The 23,210-nt window shown below is 43.0% G+C and carries 16 protein-coding genes; 3 read left to right on the forward strand and 13 right to left on the reverse strand.

Features of this window, described 5'->3' with window-relative positions:
- A partial coding sequence (locus ACYTXL_RS07085; protein ID WP_461924088.1) for a hypothetical protein occupies positions 1-199 on the forward strand: 199 nt, incomplete at its 5' end.
- Between the two features lie 148 nt (positions 200-347).
- On the opposite strand, the gene ACYTXL_RS07090 is transcribed toward ACYTXL_RS07085, so the two are convergent.
- The 5 genes from ACYTXL_RS07090 to ACYTXL_RS07110 form a co-directional block, all read right to left on the reverse strand.
- A complete protein-coding gene (locus ACYTXL_RS07090) occupies positions 348-5,522 on the reverse strand; it encodes a hybrid sensor histidine kinase/response regulator (RefSeq protein ID WP_461924089.1) in 5,175 nt (1,724 codons plus the stop codon).
- Positions 5,523-5,637: 115 nt separating this feature from the next.
- Complete coding sequence (locus ACYTXL_RS07095; RefSeq protein WP_461924090.1) at positions 5,638-8,580, reverse strand: methyl-accepting chemotaxis protein; 2,943 nt, start codon at positions 8,578-8,580, stop codon at positions 5,638-5,640.
- Between the two features lie 14 nt (positions 8,581-8,594).
- Positions 8,595-9,125, reverse strand: a complete 531-nt coding sequence (locus ACYTXL_RS07100; RefSeq protein WP_334907638.1) for a chemotaxis protein CheW — start codon at positions 9,123-9,125, stop codon at positions 8,595-8,597.
- A 13-nt stretch (positions 9,126-9,138) separates the two neighbouring features.
- On the reverse strand, positions 9,139-9,504 hold the full coding sequence (locus ACYTXL_RS07105; protein ID WP_069073698.1) for a response regulator transcription factor: 366 nt from the start codon (positions 9,502-9,504) through the stop codon (positions 9,139-9,141).
- A 367-nt stretch (positions 9,505-9,871) separates the two neighbouring features.
- Positions 9,872-11,050: a response regulator gene (locus tag ACYTXL_RS07110; protein WP_461924091.1), complete on the reverse strand. Its 1,179-nt coding sequence runs from the start codon at positions 11,048-11,050 to the stop codon at positions 9,872-9,874.
- Between the two features lie 529 nt (positions 11,051-11,579).
- Between ACYTXL_RS07110 and hmpF the strand changes: the two genes are divergently transcribed.
- Positions 11,580-13,343, forward strand: coding sequence for a pilus motility taxis protein HmpF (hmpF, locus tag ACYTXL_RS07115; RefSeq protein ID WP_461924092.1), 1,764 nt, complete (start codon positions 11,580-11,582; stop codon positions 13,341-13,343).
- A 60-nt stretch (positions 13,344-13,403) separates the two neighbouring features.
- Here the strand turns inward: hmpF and ACYTXL_RS07120 are convergent, their stop codons facing one another.
- The 4 genes from ACYTXL_RS07120 to ACYTXL_RS07135 form a co-directional block, all read right to left on the reverse strand.
- A complete protein-coding gene (locus tag ACYTXL_RS07120; RefSeq protein WP_461924093.1) occupies positions 13,404-13,565 on the reverse strand; it encodes a hypothetical protein in 162 nt (53 codons plus the stop codon).
- A gap of 299 nt (positions 13,566-13,864) precedes the next feature.
- A complete protein-coding gene (gene tilS, locus ACYTXL_RS07125) occupies positions 13,865-14,872 on the reverse strand; it encodes a tRNA lysidine(34) synthetase TilS (protein WP_461924094.1) in 1,008 nt (335 codons plus the stop codon).
- 367 nt (positions 14,873-15,239) lie between these two features.
- Positions 15,240-15,845 carry a Uma2 family endonuclease gene (locus ACYTXL_RS07130; RefSeq protein ID WP_461924095.1) on the reverse strand — a complete coding sequence of 202 codons (606 nt, stop codon included), beginning with the start codon at positions 15,843-15,845 and terminating at the stop codon, positions 15,240-15,242.
- Between the two features lie 105 nt (positions 15,846-15,950).
- Positions 15,951-17,462: a family 10 glycosylhydrolase gene (locus tag ACYTXL_RS07135; protein WP_461924096.1), complete on the reverse strand. Its 1,512-nt coding sequence runs from the start codon at positions 17,460-17,462 to the stop codon at positions 15,951-15,953.
- 805 nt (positions 17,463-18,267) lie between these two features.
- On the opposite strand from ACYTXL_RS07135, the gene ACYTXL_RS07140 reads away from it, so the two are divergent.
- Complete coding sequence (locus ACYTXL_RS07140) at positions 18,268-19,194, forward strand: ABC transporter substrate-binding protein (protein ID WP_461924097.1); 927 nt, start codon at positions 18,268-18,270, stop codon at positions 19,192-19,194.
- Between the two features lie 74 nt (positions 19,195-19,268).
- Here ACYTXL_RS07140 and msrA read toward each other — a convergent pair whose 3' ends face one another.
- From msrA to ACYTXL_RS07160, 4 genes are all read right to left on the reverse strand, one after another.
- Positions 19,269-19,949 (reverse strand): peptide-methionine (S)-S-oxide reductase MsrA, encoded by a 681-nt coding sequence (msrA, locus tag ACYTXL_RS07145; RefSeq protein ID WP_461924098.1) that lies wholly within the window; start codon positions 19,947-19,949, stop codon positions 19,269-19,271.
- A gap of 240 nt (positions 19,950-20,189) precedes the next feature.
- A complete protein-coding gene (locus ACYTXL_RS07150; protein ID WP_461924099.1) occupies positions 20,190-21,158 on the reverse strand; it encodes an FTR1 family iron permease in 969 nt (322 codons plus the stop codon).
- 289 nt (positions 21,159-21,447) lie between these two features.
- On the reverse strand, positions 21,448-21,882 hold the full coding sequence (locus ACYTXL_RS07155; RefSeq protein ID WP_461924100.1) for a ferritin-like domain-containing protein: 435 nt from the start codon (positions 21,880-21,882) through the stop codon (positions 21,448-21,450).
- A gap of 144 nt (positions 21,883-22,026) precedes the next feature.
- Entirely contained in the window at positions 22,027-23,058 is a 1,032-nt protein-coding gene (locus ACYTXL_RS07160; protein WP_461924101.1) for a helix-hairpin-helix domain-containing protein, read from the reverse strand.
- Between the last annotated feature and the right edge of the window lie 152 nt (positions 23,059-23,210).

Genomic DNA, 23,210 nt, shown 5'->3' on the forward strand with positions numbered 1-23,210 from the left:
CTTCTCCCAGATTTGGGAGAAGGGGAGCCAGAATTTCAAAGTCCCTCTCCCATATTTGGGAGAGGGATTTAGGGTGAGGGCGAAAACTACGGTTCTCAACTTAGATGAGGTTTATTTAAGTACAAGAAAGAAAAACGAACCGCGTACTCCTGCGGAGGACAAGCTACGCGCAGCGTCTCCTTGGCGCAGCCTCTCGTAGAGAAGAGAGGGACGCAAAGGAAGAAAGAAGTTAAAAGGGTTTGGCGCAGCCTCACAAAGAAATGGTATTAACTGAACTGTATGAGCTTTCTGGCCTACCCCACAAGAGTTATGTTTAATTCGGTTATGCAAATTAAATCTTTTTCAGCTTAAACATTACTCGTAGTGCTAAGAAGTTTTTCCCCTTTCAACATCCGCGCCGCAGCTTCAAGTAGAGCTTCTTCGAGATAGGGCTTGGTAAAGTAGCCACTAGCACCGAGTTGAGCGGCAATTTGTCTGTGCTTATCTGCCCCCCGCGAGGTGAGCATCGCGATCGGTAGGTGGTTAAGGTTAGAGTCTTTCTGGATGCGAGAGAGTAACTCCAGACCATCGCAACGCGGCATTTCAATGTCACAAAATACGATATCGCAAGGCAGACCGGAGCGGAGTTTGTCCCAAGCTTCCTGACCGTCACGCGCCTGTTCTACGCGATAACCTGCTTTGTTAAAGGTCAGGGAGAGCAATTCTCGAACTGTAATTGAGTCATCGACGATCAGCACTGTTGGGTCAATCTTCGCAGGAGAGGTATCTAGGGGAGTAGGTTTCTGTTGCCAAGAATTGCCACCAAGTTGTGTAGAAATCCGTCCCTGGAAGATGTCAATTATTTCCAGCACGTCAGCAATAGGCATAATCCGACCATCACCCAGGACTGTTGCACCAGCTACACCAATGGGTTTAGGCGCTGGACCTTCAAATTGCTTAATTACAATTTCTTGTTCGCTTAACACTAGGTCAATCTGTAGAGCAATCAGGGTATTTGCCGATCGCACCACAACTACCGAAACCATATCATCATCTCTGGTGCCGCCATAGACATTGCCGCGACTGATTTGGCGATTGAAGGTTAAAAGTTCCCTCAGGGGGCGGAATGGCAGCACCGTATCGCGCCAGGAAATAAATGATTGCCCACTGGCATCGTGCTGAATATTTTTGACTGGTATATCCAGCGTATCTTCTACACCGTCCATAGGGAAGGCAATTCTAGCTCGATCAGAAACGCAGCAGAGAGCTTTACAAATACTCAGAGTCAGTGGTAAACGAATAGTGAAGGTGGTTCCCTTGCCGATGGCCGAATCAGTGTTTACTGTCCCCCGAATTTCGCTAATTTCGGAGCGTACTACGTCCATACCCACACCACGACCAGAAATTTCATCTGCCTGGTCTTTCATCGTAAAACCAGACTGGAACAGCAGATCGTAGACTTCCAAGCGAGACATGGCTTTTGCCTGCGCTTCTGTAATCATGCCAATCTTCACCGCCTTAGCCTTAACTTTTGCGGAATCGATACCTGCGCCATCATCGCCTACGGAAAGGATAGTTTGGTTGCCTTGGTAGAAAGCCCGGATAGTAATGATTCCCACCGGTGGTTTACCAGCAGCTTGCCTCTCTTCTGGCGTTTCAACACCGTGAGCGATCGCATTATTCAGCATGTGAGTTAACGGATCGGTGAGATGATCCAAAATCATCTTGTCAATTAAGGTATCACCACCTTCGATCACCAACTCCACTTGTTTGCCACACTTGATGGCATTATCACGTACTCCTCGCCGCCAGCGATCGATAGTTTGGGCAAAAGGCACCATTCGCGCTCTTGTTAATCCCTCTTGTAGCTGTGTGGTTACTTGGCGGAATTGCCGCGCTACTCGCTCGGTTTCTTCGGTAACAAAGTCAATATCACTAGATGATTCCCGGATGCGGACAATGCGCTCAATCATCTGCTGGGAGAGTGTATGGAAAGGAGTAAAGCGATCCATTTCTAGCTCACTAAAACCCCTGTCGGCATTGAAATCAGAGACTGGAAACCCGGTGTCTTTCTTTTTGCGTCCGGCTAACAGAGAAGCTTCCAATAGCGATCGCTCGTACAACTCCTGCATCCTTGCGCCCACATCCGAGAGTTGTTGTACCTGAATCAGCAAGTTATCTAATGACTGCCGCAGCCGTTCATTATCTTGCTCTAAGGTATTGCGATTTACCACCATCTCCCCAACTAAATTACTCATATCGTCCAGTTGCTTAACTGGAACCTTCATCGTTTCTTCAAATCTCGCAGCCCGACGAGTAGAGGGACGTATAATTTTGCTGGTGTTAGATTTGACTACTGGGGAATGGGATATTGTTTGATCTGCTTGTGCCAGCAACTTCTCTAAGTCCCCAAATTCATCTGTGGCTGGTGATGGAATGGCATTTTTAGCCAAAACTGGTTGAGTGTTCAAGGGCTGGTGTTGGCGTAGCCCCTCGTAGACATCGCTAGATATAGCAGCCGCCTCGTCGTTATCTGTACCTAGCAATTCTTCCAGGGCAGCAAAATCTACTTCTGGGATCTCCTTCGCTTTGGCGATGGGTGCTACTTCCTCTCCTAGTAATGCTGCCAAGTCGGCAAATTCATCTTCTGGAGCAATTACTTCAATGGTTTCTGTGGTTGCCAATTCTTCAGTCGGGGCAATAATAGCATTTTCTCCCTCTGATACTAGTGCAACTTCAGATGTCTCTCCTAGATCCCACAAATTGGTTTCTACATCTTCCTGAATAACCGTTTCAAACAGCAGTTGCCAATTATCCTCGGTGTTTTCATCGAAAGAGCCGAACAAATCATCTGGCTGTACTTGGAATGATACTAAATCTGAAGTTTCCCCAAAATTGATATCTAAAGAAGTTTCTCTAGCCGGGAGTTTATCCACAGTATTATCTGTGGTTTCCATCTGAATAGAGGTAGAGTCATCTGTAGCTACATCTTCAAACAGCAGTTGCGGATTTTCATCGAAAGAACTCAATGAATTAAGTTCGACATCAACAGCAGATATATCTGGGGGCTGATTAGTAAATTCTGGAACAAAATCTAAAGCTTCCGGTTGTTGTGATCGCCCGATGATTTCTGACTCTGGATGCGGCGCAAACAACAGCGTTTCAGTCGTGGAAGCATCGTTGATTGCAGGATAAATAGTTGAGTTACTCGGTGTTAACTCATCAAATAAATCATCTCCAGAATCTGATGAGAATATCAAATCTAGCTGCTCTTGCTGCTGGAAATTGAGATCAAAATCTTCTTCTATGTCAAAACTGGCGATCGGATTCGGTATGGGCTGCTGACTGTGGGCAAAAATGTCATCACCCACCCCCTCAAACAAACTCTCCTCTAACGCCCTTTCCACATTTTGCTCAATTAAGGAATCGAAATCGTCCTGTTCCTCTATGGTTTCCTCACTCCAGAAGCTGTTGAGATCATTTTCTGATTCCGAAAACTCAGGTGCTGTTGCCGGAGATGTATCAAATAAATCACTAATTTCTGATTCACTTGTAGGCAGTAGTGTCTGTTCTTGCACTTCAGCAAACAGGCTATCCAAAGACAAGTCTGTTTGCTGGGGTAATTCTATGTAGTCACTAGGGGTAATTTGTTGTACCCAATTTGCATTTCTCGTTTCTAACAATAAGTCATCAAAACTGTTTTGTTGGTTACTAGATAGTTCCACACTGGCGCTCGCCTCAGTTTCTGGTTGAGTCACTTCGCCTGTAGGCAATAGTTCAATATCATCATCTAATGGCAGTGTCAATAAATCTTCAACGAGATCGTTTTTGTTGACACTATTTTGGACAATCTCCCCAGGAGACTGGTTTGGATCACTAGGAATATCAGTAAATTCTTGTAAATTTTCAGCAGAAGAAGAATCTAAATTTAGATCAGGTACGTTAATATCGCTCAACTCTAGAGTCGTTGGAGATGTTTGTTGATTTTGCGGTTTTGAATTCTCTTTTTCTAGGAAGTTGTCGCCAAATAACAGGGATAAATCTTTTGTCGTGGGTGTGGTTGTTGGGTGCTGCTCGTTGATGATGTCTTCATCAAAGGAGAGTAAATCGAATAAATCCCGATGATCGTCCTTAGGGTCAGTGCTGGTGAAATCAATTCCAAAGTCATCGATCGCAACAATATTTAAGGTTTCTTCTTGATGCCAAGTTTCATCTAGTACGTTAGTCTCATCTTCAAATAAATCGGCAAGCGTATTTAACTCAGCTATTCCTACCTCTGGCCCATTGGGATCAATATTGCTACTGATTGGATGTGCTTCCTCATGTGCAGTGAAAGCAAGACTAGTGTGAGTTGCAGCGTTTAGTAGTGTCCCTTGTTGAAGATAGGGGCGAACGTTAATATCCTTGTCTAGATTAAGTTCCTCAGTTGCCTGGGTGAGGTTAGTTACGACTAACGGCTCGGTGTTACCAAATAGAATTGGCTCTGAGACAGTTGATAATTCTGTCAAAGCCGCAAACTGTTCATCAAACAAATTAGGGGTAATTTCTAATAACTCAATTTCTGCAAAGCTCAAAAGCGCTTCTAGTTGTTGACTAATTGCAATTTCAGCTTCTCTACCTTGCAGGACTAATTCTTGGGCTTGCTTAATTTCGGTAATGACAATTTTAGCTAAAGTCAGATAAGTATTTTCGGGATTGCCGATCGCACTGGCTGCTGCTTGACACAAACCACACCATTTGGACAAATTCCAAGTCTCACCAAGTTTGACTAACTGGTAACAGCATTGCTGAAGGTTTTGCCGAGTTGAGGGTGTTGTGGTTTGCTTAAATAGTTGCAACATTTCCCGCAGTGTTTGCAGCACTCGGGCTTGAAACTCACTCCAGTTATTATTTTCTTTAGCGGTGACTGGCGTTAGCGCAGCGTTAGCGAGTCTGGGAGCGTCTCGCACCTCCTGGGGTGCTACAGGGAAGGATATTTCTGGGGATTCCTGATGGGTGTCTTCTGCCAAACCGGGAATATCTCGCCGCAGGAATGGTTCTGTAAGTGTAGAGACATTATCTTCTACAGAGTTTGTCTGTACTTCTGTGGCGTCATGACTGCTGGCTACTCCACTGTTCCCTTGTTGTACAAGTAGTTCCAAATGCTGATACAGCCATTCAAAGACCGGCTCAGTTTCTGACATCAAAGTATTAGCCGCATCTTCAGAAAGACCATAAGGTGCGCTCAACTGCTCTAACAGCGCTTTTAGAGTATCAGATACACCGAGAAATAAAGACTCTAACTTTTCGTCAATCTTAACCGGATTATCTTTGAGAATTTTGAAACAATCTTCCAGACGGTGGGAGGTATGCTGGATGCTAGTCAATCCAAGCATCGCCGCTCCTCCTTTGATGGAGTGAGCCGCCCGGAAGACTTCACTGATCATTTCCGGGTCGTTCAAGGTACTCTCTAGATTCAGCAACCCCTGCTCAATGGTATTCAGGTGATCCCTGGCTTCTTCGATAAAGTAACCCAAAATCCGCTGTTGTTGTTCCGGCAGCATAGTTTTTTAGTCATTGGTCATTGGTCATTGGTCATTGGTCATTGGTCACTTGTGCTGAGCGTTGCCGAAGTATTGGTCATTAGCAAATAACAAAGGACAAAGGACAAATGACAATTTATCTGATTTCCATAGTTTCCACTCGGAAACGTTCAACGGAAGCGATCAAGTCACGGGATACACCTACTAAGTGTTGTAGGGCACCTGAAACTCGCTGTGCTTCCTGGGAAGTTTCTTGGGCGGTGAGTTCTACTGATTGCATTACATGAGCCACAGCGCGGGATGTTTCAGTTTGTTCCACAGTGTCGCTGGTAATCGAGCGCACAAGAATATCGATGCGATTCGCCACTTGAATAATGTTTTCGAGCGATCGCTTGGCTTCTTCTGCTAATTTTGTGCCTTTAATTACTTGTTGTGTGCCTTCTTCCATCGCGGTCATTACAGAGCCTGTTTCGCTTTGGATTTGCATCACAATTTGTTCAATCTCCTTCAGGGATTTAGCAGATTTGTCTGCTAACTGGCGCACTTCATCTGCGACGATCGCAAACCCGCGTCCAGCTTCTCCCGCCCTTGCCGCCTCAATACTAGCATTCAGTGCCAGCAAGTTTGTTCTGGAAGCAATCTGGGAAATCAACGCCACAATTTTAGAAATTTCTTGGGAAGATTCCGCCAACCGCTTCACTTTTCGGGTGGTTTCAGCAACGGTTTCTCGAATTTCTAAAATCCCCGCCACAGTATTTTCTACTGCTTCTCCACCTTTGATAGCGATCGTACTAGCATCACGGGCGACGGTTTCAGCTTCCCGCGCCGCCTCTGCTACCCGTTGAATCGAGTCAGTCATCACCTGTACAGAATTCAGCGTTACTGCCAACTCTTCTGCTTGGCGCAAAGCATCACCAGATAAGGCTCTAGCAAAGGTTTCAGAGTTGGTTGCACCTTTTGTCACATCCTTGGCTGCGACTTTTACCTGTTGGACGATATCTCGGAGGTTTTGAATTGTCAGGTTAAAAGCATCAGCTACCGCACCTAGTACGTCGGCTGTCACTTCCGCTTGGACTGTTAAATCTCCTCTAGCAGCTCCTTCCACATCATCCAACAAACGAATTACCTGTCGTTGCAAGTTTTCTTTGGCTTCCTCTTGTTCATCGGCTTTGCGTTGGACTTCACTTGTAGTCGTGAAAATTACCCGGGCCATTTCATTAAAGCCAGTAGCTAAATGCCCCAATTCATCTTCAGAAAACACTGTGGCTTGAGCATTCAGATTTCCTTGACGTACAGCTTCAAATTGAGCTTGGAGATCATCAGTTGTGCGCCGAATTTGTTTAAGCGCCAGATTCCCCATGAAGCCTGCGGTACTAAAACTTGCAATCCCAGCTGCTAGTGACATCGCCCAACCTGTGTTTCGGACTGATTCTCGTTGTTGGGCTGGCGAAAATGTGGTGGCGACAAAGCTAACTGTAGCTACAACCAGCGCCGAGACAATGCCCACACTTCCAGCAATTAGCCATTGTTTCCTTTCGATGGAGGCATTCTCTAATGGTGCTAACCAGCCTTGCTCGACGTTAACGTTGGGTTCTAGTTTTGAGACATCTGTTTGGCTAAAGACAGGAACTGCTTCATGGGAACCAGTCATCGAGAATAGTTCCTCGTCGCGATCGCTAGCTGCATTATTTAAAAAAGCCTCGGCGCTTTCAGGGCGTCCATTGCCACTAGTTTCTGATCGATCAGAATGCCTTGCTAGATCACCGAAGTTAGAATCTCCTTCCATCATGTCAAAGCCGGGAATGTTGCCTAAATCGTCAAATTCCTCAAAGTCATCTAAAAACTCAATATTGCTCTGAGAATTTTCTCCATTTAGTATATTGTTTGAGTCTTCATAAGAGCTTGACACCTCGGAGCCAAAGGCCGACTCAAATGCTTCTATATCAAAACTTTCATCGTCATCAAAGCCATTTTCACCGCTAATTTCACTTGATTTTACCTGCTTTTTTTCCAGAGGTAGATTGCTGCTAAAAGATGAAGAATAATCTGATAAATCCGCCACAAAAGCCGACTCTGTTCCCAATTTTATTGGTTTCAACCAATTATCTGTTTCGGTTTGCGGCAAATCATGTTGACTGCTGGATTCCAAGCTATTTGTTGCGGCTGAACCATTTCTAAGTTCTTCTTCAACAATCAGTAAAGTTTCCTCTCCAAAATTAGATTTTTTATATTCTAAATTTCCAATACTAAGCTCTGGAGACTTTGGTTCACTCAAAAAATCAGATAAATTATTCTCACTATTGCCAGTTGGGGAATTAGAATCTGAAGAATTATTATTGTCAATAGCTGAATTTTCATGAACAGAATTTATCCCATGCTCTGAGAAATGACTATTTACTAATGGTTCTTCCAGACTATCTTCTGATAAATCTTCTTGCCAAAAAGCAGGTAAGTCTAATTCGGTTTTCTCCTCATCCTTGCGATTTGACTCTTCTTCCTGTGATTCTTCATTGAAGGCAAAAGGGTCGTCACCAACAGATGTAGAATAATCTGATATTTTTACTGTTCCAATACTATCTTCTGTAGGGGTGTCAAATGGACTTTTTGAAGATAGCTCTTCAACGCCATTCACAGTTTCTTGATTCTCTCCAAAAAAGTTCAAATCAAGGTTATTGCTGTCAAAATCCTCACTAATGCCTAAATCTTCTAATTCTTGTTCGCGATCTGCCAGTGCATCAGACATCTCTGGGAAATTTATTTGCTCTTGACTTCCTGATGGATCAATCTCCCCACTGAATGACTCTAAATATTGATTGATATTCTCAATTCCACTATTGGCAAAACCAATAATTTCTTGATCGTCAGTCAAGCGTAATACCTTTTTATATTCTTCTTTTGCGACATCGTATTGCTGCAAAACACAGTAGATGTGACCCCGCAACAAATGAGAGTTAGGGTCATTTGGATAATTTTGCACCACTTGGTCAACTAAAGTGGCGGCAACCTCATAATTCGTCTGAACATAGGCGTTCATCGCCTGTTGATATGTTGGCTCGTGATTATCAATACTTGCTGCCATTTCCTCCTCCAATTTCATCCTGCCCACCTAGCACTCCGTAAAATTGCCATTTGATCGAGTAGTCGTAGAGACTGATTATTTTTAGCACGTAATAACCACTCTCCACGTAAAAAGGGAGCCATAGTATCGGGAACATTATTTGGTGGCATGAGATTCTGGACATCCAGCCAATCCATACCACCGATTTCCTCTACTGCTAAACCCACTATTGTGTCTTGCTCTTCAATGGCAATCACTGGAATTTCAGCTCTATCTGTGTTTAATGCAGTTGCTTCCCCAAGAAATTGACCCAAATCAGCCACCCAAATAACTCGACCTCGTAAATTTAGAGTACCCAAAAGTAAAGGAGAAGCATTCGGAATTGGGGTGATTCTATCAGGGCTTAGTTCAATTACCTCCCGGATGCCAGTTGCTTGTAGTGCAAACTCCTGATGCGAGGGAATGTAAAACCTCAAATGTAACTCACCTTCAGGACTTTCTACTTGTAATTCCGGTCGGAAATGGTCTTGACCACTGCCAGTTAAAAAGTCCGGTTTGCTGACCATATTGCTTTTATCCTTATCCTCGCAGCAGTTGTTTAACTGTTCCCACCAACTCGGTTGGTTGAAATGGTTTAGCTATATAGGCGTCTGCCCCCTGCTTCATCCCCCAATAGCGATCAAATTCTTCGCCCTTGGAAGAACACATTACTACAGGGACATTTTGGGTTTTTGGATCGGATTTTAACCGCCGACAAACTTCGTAACCGTTCATCCGGGGCATGACAATATCCAATACCACTAAATCGGGAGGTGCTATTTGAATTGCCTCCAATGCTTCTAATCCGTCACTGGCATGGGTAACAGTTAAGCCAGTTGCTTTTAGGAGGTCTGTAATCATCTCCCTTTGCGCGATACTATCTTCCACAATCAGAACTGTACTCATAAGTGTCTATCTACCTCCTGATGTAGACGTTCCTAGTTGGAACATTCCCTGATTCCTCCGTAAGTATTAACTGTATAAATTAATTCTAGTTTTTCACTATTTTCCTGGATATGACCTTTCACTGAGTTAGCTGACTCTGTGATAACATTTTTTACCTGATATTTTACTAGATCAACAAATCTTGGATCTTTTTATGTTTTATGTACTCTATGTCCCTCAGGAGTGCTGAGTTAGGAGTTAGGAGTTAGGAGTTAAGTGATTAATAACTAATGCCCAATGCCCAATACTTCTCTACGAGAGGCTGCGCCAACGACTTCTCTACGAGACGCTACGCGAACGCTCAATACAAGTGCTCAATGCCCAATTTTCATTGGTTGTTGATATATTTCTCTACGAGCATAAGTAACTCAGTGTCTGTAAATGGTTTTGTTAAATAATCTGTTGCCCCGACCATGCTAGCTTTGACTCGATCAATAAATCCATCTTTACCAGTAAGCATAATAATCGGTATGAGCCGAAATGCTGTTGAATGTCGCAGCATGGCGCAAACCTCGTACCCCTCCAATTCCGGCATGGCAATGTCGCATAAAATCAAATCGGGTTTGAGTTGAAAAACCAGACTCAGTGCCTCTAAGGGATTGGTGAGAGCGATCGCTTCATAACCTTGTGGTTGTAAGATGGAATTTATAGTTTCACCGATGGTGATCGCATCGTCAATAGATACTATCCGCCCCTTGTGTTTTCCCTTCAATTCGCCGCTAGCCGTCTGAGTCTCTGGTTTAGCTGTGACTGAATATACTAGTTGTAGCCAACCCTGTTGCACATATGGATATATTGCTTTAGCGACTGTCAAAATGTCTCGGTTGAGATGGCGAGCCAGTTGACGCAAGGAGGTTTTACCATCAGCCCAATGTTGTAGTTTATTCACGGTTGCTTCTGATAGCGAAGATTGGAGCTGAACTTTGTCAGATAGCACTGGAAATTGTTCTGGAGACTGAATGTGTGGATAGAATTGCTTCCACTCTTGCACCTGCTTGGTAATTTTTTTAACAAAAGCAGCAATCTCGAAAGTATTTAATTGCGGGGCAAGTGCCGCACCCTGATGAAAGATGAAGTTACCTTGGTGTAAGCTCAACAGGTCAAAAAGGGTTTCATGCACCAAGCTGTGAATGATACTACCAGCTATCTTTGGGTTGATGATATTCCCCTCCAAGAGTGCCCAAAGATAGGTATACTCTGAAGCATCGGTTGATGGTAAGGAGGCAATTTGTTTGTCGGTGAGTCGCATCTCAACTCGGTAATGACGTAAATAATCCGTGATTCTGGATAAACTACTCTCGCCTTCTTGGCAATAGATAATTTGACCATTCAGGAAAAATACGAACCAAGACTGTTGTTTGAGGCGATATTTGCTAGCTCCGTCTCCACCCAGTTTGTGGTGATGGTGAGAACTAGTAGCTCCTACCCATAGTTCCCCAGTTCGCTGTCCCAACTCAATCAATTGCAAAATACTGCAAATATCAATTTCATTTAAATTTCCCTGCATTTATCTAAAAAGTACTCCTTGTAATCCCGTTAATATTATTTATTAATTTAGGACTTACGCAAAACTATACGCACTCTGGGGCAATTCATGTAGCTTTAGCTGACCGCAGGCTATTGCCCCTACCTAAAAATCATTCTTTTCAGCTATTGTTTGCGTAAGCCCTGTAATTGTGTCTCGCAATCTTTCCATTTTTTGAGTAGATAGTTTAAGTATTGATTATGGAGTATTGGAAAGATTATTACCCTGTTCCTTGTTCTCATCCGAGAATACATTAAGCTATAAACCTTCATCTTTCGTAATACACCTCAACAAAGCTAGTGTTAACACGGAAGTCATCATCACTGTCATCAGTACAAAATATAAAGGCGCGGCCAAGACGCTTTTATAAGTATCAAGATGTAATATCTCGCGTCTCTAGTTTTGTCTGTCTTGTTCTCCTAAACTTCGGTTCAGTCAGACAAGTTAACAGAATTATTTAAGGTATATCCCAAAACATGAACTTTAAGTTCATCAATAAAGGACTAACGGTGTGCTGTATTTAGCAGAAGTACAAAAACAGAAAGGTGGTTTACTCGGTGGCGGTGCTAAAACCGAACTGAAACTGCTAGCTTGTCAGCGAACAGACCAGAATTGGAGTACTGTGTCGGAAGATGTGATTCCGTCTGAGGACGCAAGTAAATTAAATTATGGTGCTTTGGTACTGGTTGAACTGAATCCGAATCGTCAAGTGCAGCGAATTCAAGAAGCAGGGCGTCCACTAGTCAACATTTTGCAGAATTTTTCCCGCCAATTGGAGAAATTTAAGCTCAAGGAAGATGAGATTGATCAGTGGAAGCAGTCGCTGACGTTTCAGGCGCAAGAGTTGAATCGCCGTGAAATGGACATGGAAGTACGATCAGAACAGTTGCAAGAAATGGAGGATGAGTCGCAACGTCTGGAGGAGCAAAAACAGGAACTTGACACCTCGCGCCAGGAAATTGAACGGTTACAAGCAGAAGTTAAGCGCAATCGCCAGGAGTTGGAAGGCGCTTGGGAGCAATTGCAGGGTGAGCAGCGTCGCCTAGAGGAACGTCAAGCGGATTTTCAACAAGGGACGGTTTTGGATGAGGAGCAAAGTCGGGTGATGAGTGAGTTACTCGATCGCTTGTCTAGTAGTGCTGCGCCCACGGAAACAGTCAGAGAACACCTGCATCTGGCCTTTGAATTGGTTGAAAAGCAGCAAGCGACTCTAACCCCGCATTGGCAAAAATTGGAGCAGCAAAAAATTGCGATCGCTCAACAGCAAGCAGAAGTTGAGGGTTTGTCACAAAACTTTAGCGATCGCCAAAACGCATGGGAACAAGCACAAAATTCTCTAGCCCAGCACACAGCCCAATTCCAGGTGAATAGAGCAGACCTTACCAGCAAGCAAGAGTATGCTCGGATAATCAAAGAGCAGTTACGAAACCAAGAAGAGTTATATCAACAGATTCAGTCTTTGGCTGCAACATCTGGTGATGTAGTTCTCGGTCAGCAAGTTGATGTGGAAGCTTTGGAGAAAAAGCCTTTAGAAGAACTACAAAAAATAGTGCAAGACTTGCAATATAAGGTGGAAATAGACGCTAGTTTTGTTCACGATCAAGAACAAGAACTGAAATATAAACAAGAAACTATACAAGAACTCCAAACTAAAATCAATCACGCATCTGACCATGACCAGATCAATTTGGAAATGGAACTAACGGATGAACAAGACCTCTATCAGATGCTAAACTCCAGTTTGGTGGGACAACGCCGCAATATGTTACAGCATCAGAACTTTCTCAAGCAACACCAAGCTGTACTGTTACGGCGGCAAGGATATACTGTTGCTGATGAAAAAGAAAGCAACAACAAAATTAATTTAGAACCGATTCTGTTACAAATTGAAACCCAGCGACAACAATATTCACAGGAAATCCAAAAGTTAGAACGTGAGATTGAGCAGATCCGTGCTGGTATTGAGCTAAATCAGGGATTGATTGACAATCAAACTCACGATTTGGATGAAAAACGCCAAGAACTCAAAGCGATCGAGGAAAACTTGCTGTCCCTGCGAAGAACAACTGCTGAATGCTGTGGTCGAGTGAATCTTTATGAAGAAGCACTACAACCAATTCAGGATTCTCTAGATGGCTTACGGCAAAAGCTGCAAGGAATTGGACAATCTTTGGATCAATTCCAGGAAATTGGTGATTCTCAACTCCAAGCGATCGCACAGTTGCGTCACACTCTCCAAAGTTTAATGCCTCAGCTAGAATTACTAGCGTCTTAACAAGTTTTGGGGCTTTGGTGAGACAAGGGACTTTAGCCTAGCTAAAGCCTAACTACAAATTTAGAGGATGTTTGAAAAGTCTAATTTATTACTCGCCGGGCGACTAGAAGTCGCGGCTACACAGACAAAACCCACACTTTTTTCAGCTTCACTTTTTATCAGCTTCGGAAGATAAGCTGTTAATAATTCCTTGTATTTATCTGGATTAAAAGTAAGGATCATCTTTCCAGTTCTCCTTATCGTATTCCGCTTCAGGCAGGGGCAATTCATGAACATTGGTGTCAACTTAAGCTAGAAATCGCTCTTGTTGACTTCCACGCCCGCCCAGAAATAAATTTCAGGGCTAATAGCCCAAGTCTACTGAAGTAGACTAAAGATTTTTCAGATTATTTAGTCATCTTTAGATGACTTAAGCTATTAGCAAGGAACTTCAGTTCCTTGTGGGACATAAGTTTTACATTAAGTTGACACGTATGATTCATGAATTGCCCCTACAGCCTGTAGTTTTGTGTAACTCCTAACTATTTCAACCAGATCCAATCGCCTTCTACTTGAGCGATCGCACCACCGGGAAATGGATCAGTTTGCGATCGGTTGGGTGCTATAATTAAAGCCGTTAATTTTTCGATGTGTTCAAAACTCGCTGCGTCAGTCAGTATTTGCTGCAATACCTGACGCATCACGCGACGTTGCAACGCCAATGGTGCTTTCTGCAATACCCGACGATTTAACCTCAAGGGAAAAACAAAGGGAGATGAGGAGGATGAGGAAGTAATATCTTCCTCATCTCCCATCGCCTCTTCCCGCAACTCCTGGGCAGCTTTTTCTAAATATTCCACTTCCGCTTGGAGAAGTTCTGCTGTTTGGGCTAAGGCGGATTCTACTTGGGGGTTAAAATTTGCCCGTAAATATGGTAATAATTCTTGGCGAATACGGTTGCGGGCATATTGCAAATCTTGATTGGTGGAATCTTCCCAAATTGGTAATTTAAATTCTTGACAAAATTGCTCTGTTTGTGTGCGAGTGATTTCTAAAAGTGGACGTATTAGCATAATGCCCGTAGTTAGAGGGCGTTGCCAAGTCAGGGCTTGTAAGCCATCAGCACCGGTACCGCGAATTAAATTGTAGAGGAGAGTTTCGGCGCGATCGCTGGCGGTGTGTCCTGTAACTATATATTGATAATTATTTGCCTGAGCGATCGCACTTAAAGCTTGATAACGCCAATCGCGTGCAGCAGCTTCACTATTTACCGGAGCGATCGCTGTTTCTAAATAAAAGGATATACCCCAAGTTTTAGCTAAGTTTTCGACGTGGTTAGCATTAGCTTGGGAGTCAGAACGCCAACGATGATCACAGTGAGCGATACCTAAATGCCATCCCCATTTAAATTGTAAATCTAAAAGTAATTTTATTAAACATAAAGAATCTTGTCCGCCAGAGACAGCAACTAATAGCCGTTGGTTGCGCTCAAATAAGTGGCGCGATCGCATGGTGCGATGTATTTTCGCGTGTAAGGGAGTCCATACCATTTCTTCTCATAGTTTTTGGATTTGACTTGCAGCCACAACTTCTTTAACGGGTCGCGGAAGCCAAGCCCCCACCTTCAATGTACTCTAATGGTGGGGATTGTGAGCGGGGGATGAGGATTGCATCTGGAATTGATTTTTTACAAGTAAAAACAAATTCCAGATGTATGACGAATCCCCAGGATTTTCTGGTAGGATAGTTAAAGTCTTGAACATCAATGCCACAAGCGAAAACCAAGCTAATAGGTATATGTCGCAAGAGAAAAATTTGGGTCTTGGGAACCAGGACTCCTGCCCTTGGAGGGAATGTAAGACCAAAAAAACTATGGATTTTTTGAGGCTATTCCCGATGAATTGGGAAGCTCAGACTTCAGCCGTAGGCAAGTCTGAGTAGTTCACCAGTCAGCGCTAGTTCTGGGAAGGTAGTAGAGAGAATGCGGTCATTACCCGTAAACTTTTGGACTTGATACTGACCATCAACTAACTGATAAACAAAAACTGTGGGGAGTTTGGGATTACCGAGATCAGCGCGAGAAGCGATCGCCAGATAATCTACAATCCAATATTCAGGGATACCAAGCCGATGATACTCATCTAATTTATCAACATAATCATCATCCCAGTTTGTTGAGGTGACTTCCACAGCAAGTTGAATCGGCTCAATCAGCGCTCCGTAGGCTAGAACATTGCTGTTCCACTGTGAACCACTAACTACGCTCACATCTGGTTTTCTGCCTTGTTCTTGCCCAGTATCAGTAAACGTCCTAATGATCACATCTTTGTCAGCAATATAGTCTAATCCCAAGCGTCTAATTTCATCATTGAAAGCAAGCATTAAAAACCTTGCCACATTCTTGTGCGCTCTAGTTGGCTCCACTGGTATAATCTCTCCGTTGATCAGTTCGTAAATGCCACCATCAGGGTATTGCTCTAGAAACTCTTCAAAACTTAGTTTTTTAACTGGAGTCTGAACCATGCTAGAAATTCCTGGAATATCGGGAACGATTGGAAATCGGGGTGAGATATCAAAGGTGAAAGTTGAAAGGGAAATTCGATCCCTTTCACTACTTCTGGAATAAGTCTACTTAACCCGACAGAATTTGCGATCGTTATCACTCTCAGGATATTGCCAAGAATAGGCAAAATGGCTAACTCCCTTGAGTTGAGGGGCAAATTGTCGAAGTGCCTGCATTTGCACTTCTAGCGATGGACGATTACTGATCGATTTTCCCCACTGACCAGCTAAAGCCGGGATTATTTGCGTACCCGGTTTTGCCATACTCAAAACCCGTTGCACTTCCGTCACAATACAACTAACATTACCGCAACTCCCATATAACATGGGATGCCACTCCAATGTAGTCGGGAACCGATCCCAAGGTTGCAAACGGGAATCATAGCCTTGTCCTAGAGTTTGATTGCCTTCAGGGAAAAACACCACTCCTGTAGGAATACTTTGCTGCTTTGCGGGATAACTAGCGATGTTAACAAAATCTAGAATTCCTTGCATAGCGTGGGCAACGGCGAGCTGCCATAACTCCCATTGTAAAAGTGGCTGTCTATCGGTTGCAGGCAGGATTAAGTTTTGTGCTGGTGGAGGAATGCGTCCTTGCCAAAGGGGTTCCCCTTCCTGGGGATAAAGTTTATCGATTTCCGCTATATCTCCAGCAGTGACGTATCCCTTACTCAAAAAGCGGCGAATCAAGTCCAGCCCTTTATAATTCTGTGCCCGTTTAAATAAAGCTTCTTGGGTTGCAGGACTAAATAGCCATAAATCTGAAACTTTGGTGGCGATGGAATCACTTCCAGCTTGTCGGGGATAGCGCACGTAGTCCAATAGCAAACCATCTGGGCGACGGCGCAAAACTTGTTGTACTAATTGGTAATAGTCGCGTTTTGCTTGCAGGTTGTAGGGGTCGATAAATACTTGAGAGCCGTTATCTACAACATAAAGGCTCGTTTGACCTTTGCCATTACGAGCGATCGCACCTTCTCTGTCTGGGCGCTGGGCATAAGTATAGCCGAAATTTATGGTAAACATCCAGGCGTAGACCTTCAAACCGCGTTGCCGACCTTTTTTAATTGCTGTGGCGAGTATATCCATGTTTTCTGCCCCTGGAGTGCGAATCACAGAAGGCCAAACCGTCGGGTTAGCTCTTGCTGGCAATAATACCTGTCCGTCGTCAAATACTTCCAAATAAACTTGGTTATAGCCACGGTTAACAATCCGATCCATAATCTGATCAATTGTTCCTGGCCGAATGTCACAGGGATACAAGCGCAACCAAATGGCTTGGACTTGCGGCCAAGTCCGAGTGCGGCACTCGTGTAATTCCTCTGCCTGTTTTTCTACCATATTTTGGTAGCGCGTTTGAGCATCTTCATTGCCTTTGAAGGCTGACAAACGCAACTTTTCTTTTTCTTGCACCGCCGTTGATGATAACTGACAATACTCAGTTCCTTGCGCCCTTACTGGTTCGCTTCCCAAGTTGGGGAGTAACGAACTACTAGTGAAAACAACAGCGAATAGACACCGCCAAAATAATGTTGCTCTTGCAACGTTCAAGGAATCGTTCAAGGAATGGTTAGACATACCTACCAGTAGATGGACACATTAACAATCCAAAATCCAAAATTCACGCATTGTTCGCGTGGTCACTGAGCAGTTAGACAGGTCTTACTCACTGTGCCACCTTGCCCAAGTGCAGCGTTTCGTAGAGAAGAGAGTTCAGACTTTTTTTTATTTAAACTCCGATGGTTCCTGAGCTTGTCGCTGACTTTTCACGTTATGTGGAAAAGCCTACGAAAGACCTAACCCCCTAGCCCCCTTCCCGACACTCTAAGGGGGAAAATTCAAAGTCTCTCTCCTAGAAGGAGAGAGATTTAGAGAGAGGTTTTCCAGATAAGAGTGAAAAGTCAGAGCTTGTCGAAGGACTGTAGCTTACTTCCCGCAGGATAACTGAAGGGAGTTTGAGCCTAACCGTTCAGGACGAGCTACGTGTTGACGTTCGCGCTTAAACCCTTTAATTTACGATAATCATCGACCCCAACTCAGATAATTGTGGACAACGTGTATCGAATTATATAGTTAAGTAGTAAGGGTTTTAAAACCTATTTTTCAAGACTGCCAAACACCTATTTGTGTTGCCACATTTTTTTATAGAGATATAAATGCATACAGGGCAGTATAAAACACCTGAATACAGGGCAAGCTTTGTCTGTTATTGGGTAGATTTTGCCTCTACGTTGGTTAGTGAAAATCTGCCAAAACTAGTAGGATTTTTGAACCAAGAATACCCTGATTTTTAGCTCTGTGAACTAAAAGCAACATTTGCTATTTTTGAATGTGGTGCTGAGTATGCTTCTTAGTCCATTTTTACCCCAGAAGGAATTTTAATATGCATCGTCGTTGGCTCTTATCTTCTTTAGCACTTTTGATCAGTATAGTTTTAGCTGCTTGCACGACTGCAACCACTCAGCAGCCACAAACAAAAGTCATAAACCCTACTGAGACGACAAATATAAATTCTCAGCAATTACCCAAAAGATCAGCCAAAAGAGTTGTTGCTCTTTCTTCTCTTTCTGCTGACATTATCTCTCGACTTGATCAAACGAAAATTGTCGGAATTACTGGTAGTAGATTATTTAAGAATGACTCAAGATTCAAGGATATTCCCCGTGTTAGCGAAGGTCAAAATCCGCCAAATTTAGAAAAAGTGGTAGCACTCAAACCAGATTTAGTTATTGGTGCAGAAGGTTTTTCTAACATTCTAATTCAAAAACTTCAGCAGTTAGGAATTCCGACCTTTCTTACTAAGGTGAATAACTGGGAATCTCTAGAAGAACTTACTAAAACACTTGCTAAATCAATTGATGCTGATCCCCAGCCTTTGTTAAATCGGTACAAAACTTTCTTGCCAGAAAAGCCAACTCAGGGTTTTTCTACTCTAGCGCTGGTTAGTCGTCAACCAATTTTAGCACCGAATAAAAATAGTTGGGCAGGGGATTTGCTGGCGAAATTTCAGGCGAAAAATATCGCAGCAGATTTACAAGGAAAAAGTCCAATTGCTGGCTATGTGACGCTTTCAGCTGAGAAAGTTTTAGAAGCAAATCCAGAGGTGATAATTTTGGTTAATCCCCCGCAAGGAAATTCGTCAGCAGTACTTTTAGATTCGCTGAAAAATGAAGCTTTTTGGCAGCAACTCCAAGCAACTAAAAATAACCGAGTCTATGTGTTTGATTATTTTGGTCTGGTAAATCCAGGTAGTATAGATGCAATTGAAAAGGCTTGTCAGCAGCTTAAGGAAACGTTGTTTGCACCATAAGACATTTAGCTCAATAAATATCATTTAAAATCTCGTTTCCAGTTTATAAGTAAGTGGGCGTGAATAATTAAAGCTTACTTCTTATATATATTGGGGAACTGTGATTGCAGTTGAGCCAACTTCGGCAAGTCATTTACTACCACGTAAGGGTAATTGGGATTGCGGTCAATAAAGTGTTGATGGTACTCTTCAGCTTGATAAAAACCATTCAAGGGAAGTAGTTGAGTCACTATCTGTTTATGAAAGATGTGTGCTTTGTTTAGTTGATTGATATAATCAAGGGCGACCCGCTTCTGCTCGTCGTTAGCAAAATAAATGACTGAACGATATTGCTTTCCTGAGTCTGGGCCTTGTCGATTCAACTGTGTTGGGTCATGTGCCACCAGAAAGTAAATTTTCAAAAGCTGCTTATATGAGATTTCTGATGGATCATAAGTGATTTTTACTGACTCAGCATGACCAGTCAATCCAGAACTGACAAGTTCGTAGTTTGCGGTTGTTGCACTACCACCAGAAAAGCCGGAGACGACATCAGAAACACCTTTGAGATGCTCAAAAACCGCTTCCATTCCCCAAAAGCATCCTCCTGCGAGAACTGCCGTCTGTTTTCCCTTAGCTGTAGAAGTTGAGATATCGGTAGCGGGATTAAAAAGTATTGCATAGGACGCACTACGCATTATTACAACAGATGTCAGCAAAATCAGCGACAAGTAGAGTAATAAGTATCGGGAGAGAGTAAAACTGCGAGTTGACATCAGACTTTAAAGCCCTGCGTTTATTGAATTGTTATCAGTATAAGATTCATTTCTGAAAGCAAGATTAAAAAGATATTAGAAGTTGCCTGAGAAGATGCTGAGAATTCTCGGACTTAGAGCTAAGACTTATGCAAAGCTACACACGGTAGGGGCAATACCCTGCGGTCAGCTAAAGCTACATGAATTGCCCCTACAGCGTCTACTTTTGCGTAAGTCGTATCCTCTTCGATGACTGTGCTTTTAATCTTTTGCAGAACTAATTGGTTTTTGAGCAAAGGGGATATTTTTTTTACCTTCAGGAGAAGCACTTCCAAGGCTGCGGAAATACAGCCCGCCAATGGTGAGTAAAAAGGTCACATATCCCACTGCTTGTACAAGATAGAGATTGTCTCTATAACCAAATAAAGATTTGAGAATAATGCCAGGAAACTGTTCGTCAGGCAAGATTGGGGAAGTATTTGAAACCATTGGCCCCAAAATACAGGAGTGGACTTTAGTAAAGCGTTCGTAATAGAAACAAAGGTTTTCTGTGGCACGACTGCTAAGGGCAAGATTAGCCACGGCATCGTCAAAATGTTTCAAGGCTGAAACTACCAACCCAGCGACAATCAACACTAATAAAACGCCCATCACCTGGAAAAACTGGCGGATGTTAATTTTGACACCCCATTTAAATAGCAGCACCCCAATGGCGGATGCCGCTACCAAACCACCAATAGCACCCAAGGCTGGCATTAATCCCTGTTGAAAATTAGCCGCAACGAACAGAACAGTTTCAAAGCCTTCGCGGACAACGGCAACTAAAATTAAAGTAAAAACACCCCAACCAGCATTTGAATTTTGTGTCAGCGCTTCTGTTACTGCTCCTTCAACTGTAGCTTTTACGAATCTGGCTTGTTTAGTCATCCAGATTAGCATCCAACTGAGCATGGCGATCGCTAGCACACTAAACACACCTTCTAGCGCTGGCTCAACTACGGAGCTATATTGAGGATTAACTGCTCCCAGTACTTGAATTACCCAACTGAATAGCACACCTATTAAGGCACTGATAACAATGCCAACGCCGACACCAGCATATACCCAAGAGTTCAGTCGGGATTGTTTAGCTTTTTTCAGCAAAGCTAGCACAATGCCAACAACAAGGGCAGCTTCCACTCCTTCTCGGAGTGTGATTACAAAAGTAGGTAGAGCAGTACTAAAATTCATTTTTTGTCCTTTGTCTTTTGTCCTATGTCATTAATCCCTAGCGAATAATTAATACTTCTGTTCTTAGGCTGCGCCAACGACAAAGCTACTTCGACCCTTCTCTACGAGACGCTACGCGTAGCTTGCTTCCACGAAGTGGTACGGCAAGCTCAGGGCATCGCGCTACGCGTAGCTTGCAACTCCTGCGGAGTACGGCAAAGCTCAGGGCAACGCGTCGCTCAGTACCCTTCGGCAAGCTCAGGGCAGGCAAAGTCAGTACAATTGACTAAGGACTAATGACTAATGACTATTAGCTAAAATCGCGTAGCATCTTTTTCAGTTCGAGATTATGCATCTCTTCTTGCCCGATCATACCGCGAGCGAATTCTTCCAGATAAATGCTGGCATTGGTGACAGTTTCGAGCAACTTTTTATACAAATCCAATGCCTTTTTTTCATGGGATAAACTTTCTTCCAAGATATCCTTGACTTTATGCTGGTAGGTTTCTTCCATTGGGGCAATTTTCAGTGATGGATGCCCATCTAAACCGGTGAGAATTTCTCCCACTTGTTCGGCATGAAGTAAAGATTCACTCGCCTGTGCTTTGAAAAAGGCCACAATTGGAATACGGTTAGGGCCAGTGACCATTAAAGAATAATGTGTATAGCGGACTACCCCTGCTAGTTCAAATTCCATGATGGCGTTCAACAGATCAATGGTTTTTTTGTAGTCAAGTTCTTGCATCAGTTGTTAGTTCAAGTAATGAATGGAGTGTAATTAGTTAGGAGTACGTAATTCGTAATTCCTAATTCCTAATTCGTAACTCCTAACGATTTCCTCATTTTAAACTCCTTACCCTATGCTTCCCATTAAATCAATGTGTTGTCGCTATGCTTGGGTATTGGATTTGTCAATCACTTTTTGAGAGTTTTCCTCAATGGTTTTCACCAGCTTGGTAACATCATTAGGTGTTTTGACTGCTTTCGCTGGTGGAATTGCGGCAGGCCAAACTGTTATGAGTTCAGCGAAACTAGCGTCAATCGCTTTGTGTGCTTGGGGATCTGCTTGAGCTATTTGACTAGAAATTCCTTTGTATAATTCATTGGCGTAAAAGACAAAACCACGGGAGTCTTGATACTCAATTGGGGCGGTTATTTTAGCATCTGCGATCGCAGCGCCATATTCGGAGTTAGCCGAATCTAGTAGTTCGTTAATTACCTGTAGCCCAAATCCCGGTTTTGAGCGCTGATCTGCTGGCAAAGCTGCGATCGCAGAATCAACTGCTTGCATTGAAGAAGCAAAACTAGTTTTAACTTTGCTATCCTTAGCACTAGATTTCACTAAATCTTGCAAACTTACCAAAGTTGTCTTAAATTCTTTGACTTTGCGCTCATTAAGTTGATCTTCTACATCAACGTAAATCTCTTCAACTGGATGTCCAATATGAGGTTCTGCTTGTTTTGGCTGATTCTGTTCTAGGAGTTCTTTTGCTACTAAAAGATGCCCTTTCATTAAGCCTAATTTAGTCATATAGTCAATATCTTTGGCCTCACCGGTGAGTACCACTTCTTGAACACCAACCTGGTCTTTAATTTGATTGAACTGGTCTTGGGTAACTACTTTTTTAGTAACTAAATCTTCTGGGCTGCCATAGGGACGATTTGCCTGGATTTTGTTCGATAAAGCCGGAACACCTAGTTTAGCTTCAAACTTATCCAATTCTGACAATATAGCAGTGTTAATGTTAATTTTTTCTTTACCACTGTTACTACTATGACTGTTATTACTTACTGCCTCTGTAGGTTGAGGGCTAACAACTGGTGCTGATGGATTTTCTGCAATTGGTCTACTGGTACAGGAACTCAAGGTAATTATTAGAGCTGCTGCTGCTGTTAAACAGATATAACGAAGTTTTATCATCTTTAGTCCTCACACCAAGAAAAAGGTATAAATTGAAACATTTGATATTACTAGAAGTTAGTTATATTTGACACATTGTCATAGATTTTACTCTCGCACATAATGACATTATTTATCAAATAGTTGTTTGAAAACTTTTTGCGAATTATTAA

Source organism: Nostoc sp. (assembly GCF_054880495.1).

What these genes read in the sequence shown, in the direction of transcription:
- ACYTXL_RS07135 (WP_461924096.1), bottom strand. Translation starts at nt 17,462, where the DNA reads ATGTCTAACCATTCCTTGAACGATTCCTTGAACGTTGCAAGAGCAACA.
- msrA (WP_461924098.1), bottom strand. Translation starts at nt 19,949, where the DNA reads ATGTCAACTCGCAGTTTTACTCTCTCCCGATACTTATTACTCTACTTG.
- ACYTXL_RS07105 (WP_069073698.1), bottom strand. Translation starts at nt 9,504, where the DNA reads ATGAGTACAGTTCTGATTGTGGAAGATAGTATCGCGCAAAGGGAGATG.
- ACYTXL_RS07095 (WP_461924090.1), bottom strand. Translation starts at nt 8,580, where the DNA reads ATGGCAGCAAGTATTGATAATCACGAGCCAACATATCAACAGGCGATG.
- tilS (WP_461924094.1), bottom strand. Translation starts at nt 14,872, where the DNA reads ATGGTATGGACTCCCTTACACGCGAAAATACATCGCACCATGCGATCG.
- ACYTXL_RS07090 (WP_461924089.1), bottom strand. Translation starts at nt 5,522, where the DNA reads ATGCTGCCGGAACAACAACAGCGGATTTTGGGTTACTTTATCGAAGAA.
- ACYTXL_RS07100 (WP_334907638.1), bottom strand. Translation starts at nt 9,125, where the DNA reads ATGGTCAGCAAACCGGACTTTTTAACTGGCAGTGGTCAAGACCATTTC.
- ACYTXL_RS07150 (WP_461924099.1), bottom strand. Translation starts at nt 21,158, where the DNA reads ATGAATTTTAGTACTGCTCTACCTACTTTTGTAATCACACTCCGAGAA.
- ACYTXL_RS07160 (WP_461924101.1), bottom strand. Translation starts at nt 23,058, where the DNA reads ATGATAAAACTTCGTTATATCTGTTTAACAGCAGCAGCAGCTCTAATA.
- ACYTXL_RS07120 (WP_461924093.1), bottom strand. Translation starts at nt 13,565, where the DNA reads ATGATCCTTACTTTTAATCCAGATAAATACAAGGAATTATTAACAGCT.
- ACYTXL_RS07110 (WP_461924091.1), bottom strand. Translation starts at nt 11,050, where the DNA reads ATGCAGGGAAATTTAAATGAAATTGATATTTGCAGTATTTTGCAATTG.
- ACYTXL_RS07155 (WP_461924100.1), bottom strand. Translation starts at nt 21,882, where the DNA reads ATGCAAGAACTTGACTACAAAAAAACCATTGATCTGTTGAACGCCATC.
- ACYTXL_RS07140 (WP_461924097.1), top strand. Translation starts at nt 18,268, where the DNA reads ATGCATCGTCGTTGGCTCTTATCTTCTTTAGCACTTTTGATCAGTATA.
- ACYTXL_RS07130 (WP_461924095.1), bottom strand. Translation starts at nt 15,845, where the DNA reads ATGGTTCAGACTCCAGTTAAAAAACTAAGTTTTGAAGAGTTTCTAGAG.